Annotated in this window: 1 protein-coding gene; it reads left to right on the forward strand. The window is 40.6% G+C overall.

Annotated elements, in window-relative coordinates:
* Nucleotides 1-3,155: Ig-like domain-containing protein (locus EG242_RS14630; protein WP_124900672.1), on the forward strand; the 3,155-nt coding region annotated here is incomplete at both ends.

A 3,155-nucleotide genomic window follows, 5' to 3' on the forward strand; every position in this document is an offset into this window, starting at 1 on the left:
ACACCTGGAGGTGGTTCTACCAATGCATCGCAACCATTGTGTTGGTCATATATAGATACTAATTCTGGATATGCTTATACCAGTACAACTGCTGCGCAAGCGCCAAGTTCCCAAGGTTTTTACGTGTACCGCACAACTGCTACAGGCGATTTAATGTTGGTGTCACCAGAGACGGCTAATTTAGGAGGCGGAAACAAACGCATACGTTTTTCTGCTATGGTAAATTCTACAACATATATACCGTACCAAAATTTAGAGATTTATACAATGAATGGCAATACGGGTGCTGCAACTAAAACACTTGTACAAGGTAATTTTGCATTAACAAATTCATGGCAAGAGTTTATTGTTTATCTGCCAAATACCACTGATGATTATTTTGCATTTTCATTCAAAACAGTAACGGGAAGTTCTTATACATATATAGACAATATTTATTACGAAGACATTCCACCATTATTGGTTAGTGTAGATAAAACAGATGTTTTATGTAACGGAGCTACTACCGGCATGGTAGAAGCAACAGTAGAGGGCGGAAAACCACCTTATACGTATGCATGGGCCCCATCAGGAGCAACAACAGCTTCTGTTGCTAATCTACCGGCAGGAACACATACGGTAACAGTAACCGATGCTAGAGGAACTGTTAAAACAGCCTCTGCGACCATCACAGAACCAACGTTAATATTGCCAGCCTTAACATTTACTAATGTTAGCTGTAACGGTAAAAACGACGGATCGGCTACAGTAGCTCCAAGTGGCGGAGTACCACCTTACACGGTTTTATGGTCAGACGGAAAAATAGGTTTAACCAACAACAAAATGGCACCGGGAGCTTATTCAGTTACAGTGCGCGATGCCAACGGTTGTCCTATAACCCAGAACTTTACCATAGTAGAACCGGCAGTAATAACACCAGTAGTAAGTTCTCAAACTAATGTAAGTGTTTACGGCGGAAGCGACGGATCGGCAACGGTAACAGCAACTGGGGGAACAGCACCTTATACGTATTCATGGTCACCAAGTGGCGGTACTGCCGATACGGCAACCAACCTTGCAGCAGGAACGTATACCGTTTTAGTAACCGATGCGAACGGATGTACAGCTACCCAATCGGTAGTAATTACCCAACCTGCGATACCTTATGATATCGTTTTAGTATCTCAAAACAACATTTCGTGTAACGGTGCAAACAACGGTAGTATTACCATAAATGTAACGGGCGGTACAGCACCTTATAATTATGTGTGGTCTAATGGTGGAGGTAACACCCCGGCGATTAGTAATTTAGCGCCAGGTAATTACACGGTAACTGTAACCGACGCGTTTAATGAAGTTGCAACAGCAACCTATACTATAACCGAACCAGCTGTTTTATCTGCAACGATGAGTGGGGTTACCAATGTAACTTGTAACAACAATAGTAACGGATCAGCAACTGTAACCGCTACAGGCGGAACGGCACCCTATACCTATTTTTGGTCAAACGGAATGACAACTGCAACCGCAAATAATTTAGGTGCAGCTACATTCAGTGTTACAGTAACCGATGCAAACGGATGTAAAGCTACTTCAACAGTATCAATTACCCAGCCAGCAGACTTAGTGTTAACAGCAACATCAACACCAGTAAGTTGTAATGGATTAAACGATGGTTCAGCAGCTATATCAGTTAGCGGAGGTTCTGCACCTTATACTTACTCATGGACAAACGGGCAAACAGGAGCTGCTATTAGCAGTTTATTGGCAGGAACTTATGATGTAACTGTAACCGATGCAAACGGTTGTTCAAAAACCCAATCTGTAATTGTTACACAACCGGCATTTGTACACCCACCAGTAGGGGTTAATCAAAGTTTCTGTACCGGACAAAATGCCACTTTAGCGAATGTGGTAATAACAGGTAGCAACATAAAATGGTATAGTGCAGCGACAGGTGGTATTTTGTTACCAAGTTCAACAGCATTGGCAAACGGAGTAACCTATTACGCATCGCAAACGGTAGGTGTTTGTGAAAGTGGTTCAAGAACAGCTATACAGATTAGTCTGGGTCAAGGTACCCCAATAAGTACTACGCAATTAGATGTTTGTAGCAATACAAGAGTTCAAAACATTACAATAGGCGGATTAAATTATACCCAATTAAAATGGTATAGTAGTGCTACAAGCACCACAGAATTGCCATCTAGCCAATTGTTAGCAAGTACTACTTATTATATAAGTTCATACGTAGGAAATTGTGAATCGGCACGCCAAGCTGTTCAAGTAACAGTAGCAGCAGCAGTAGCCGCGCCAACAGCTTCTTCACAAGTAGTTTGTGTGAGTAGTACTTTAGATGATTTAGTAGTAGTTAAAGATCCGTCTGCAACATTAAGATGGTATTCATCACAACAATCAATGACTCCATTGGCAGGTACTACTACAGTTTCAAACGGAACATATTATGTACAACAAGTAATAGGCAATTGTGAATCTATCCGTGTGGCAGTTCCTGTTCAAGTAGTTAATGTAAGTGCGCCTTCAATGACTTCTATAGTTACATGTGAGGGTATCACAATAGCAGAATTACATCCAACCACAGGTAAATACCTTTGGTATGTGAACAATAGTACCACAACGGCATTACCGGAAACATTTGTAGTAACCACCGGGACGTATTATTTAGCAACTTCGGTGACAGGCTGTATTACAAGTAGAACAAGTGTAAGTGTAATAGTTAATCCACGTCCAAACAGTCCAACCGGACAAATGACGCAGAATTTTAACAGACAAGCACGCATTTTAGATTTAGTGATGAATCAGCCAAACGTAAGCTGGTTTGCAAGTTATGACGATGCAGTTAAACAAGTAAATCAGTTAAATTCAAGTTTGCCATTGCAAGATCAAACAACGTATTACGGAATTTTAACAGGAGCCAACAATTGTGGTAGTATGCCAACAGCGGTATTGGTAACGTTAAATTTAAGTAATGAGTCTTTAGATTTGGCAGAATTGAAATACTATCCAAACCCTGCAGATTCTGAATTGAACATCAGCTATATTGAAGAAATCAAGAAAGTAGAAGTGTTTACAATTACAGGACAAAGAGTTTTAAGTAGTACTTACCAATCAAACGAAGTAAAAGTTGATTTATCAAGATTAAGTTCAGGAACGTA

It is taken from the genome of Paenimyroides viscosum, assembly GCF_003858535.1.
Taxonomy (GTDB): Bacteria; Bacteroidota; Bacteroidia; order Flavobacteriales; family Flavobacteriaceae; genus Flavobacterium; species Flavobacterium viscosum.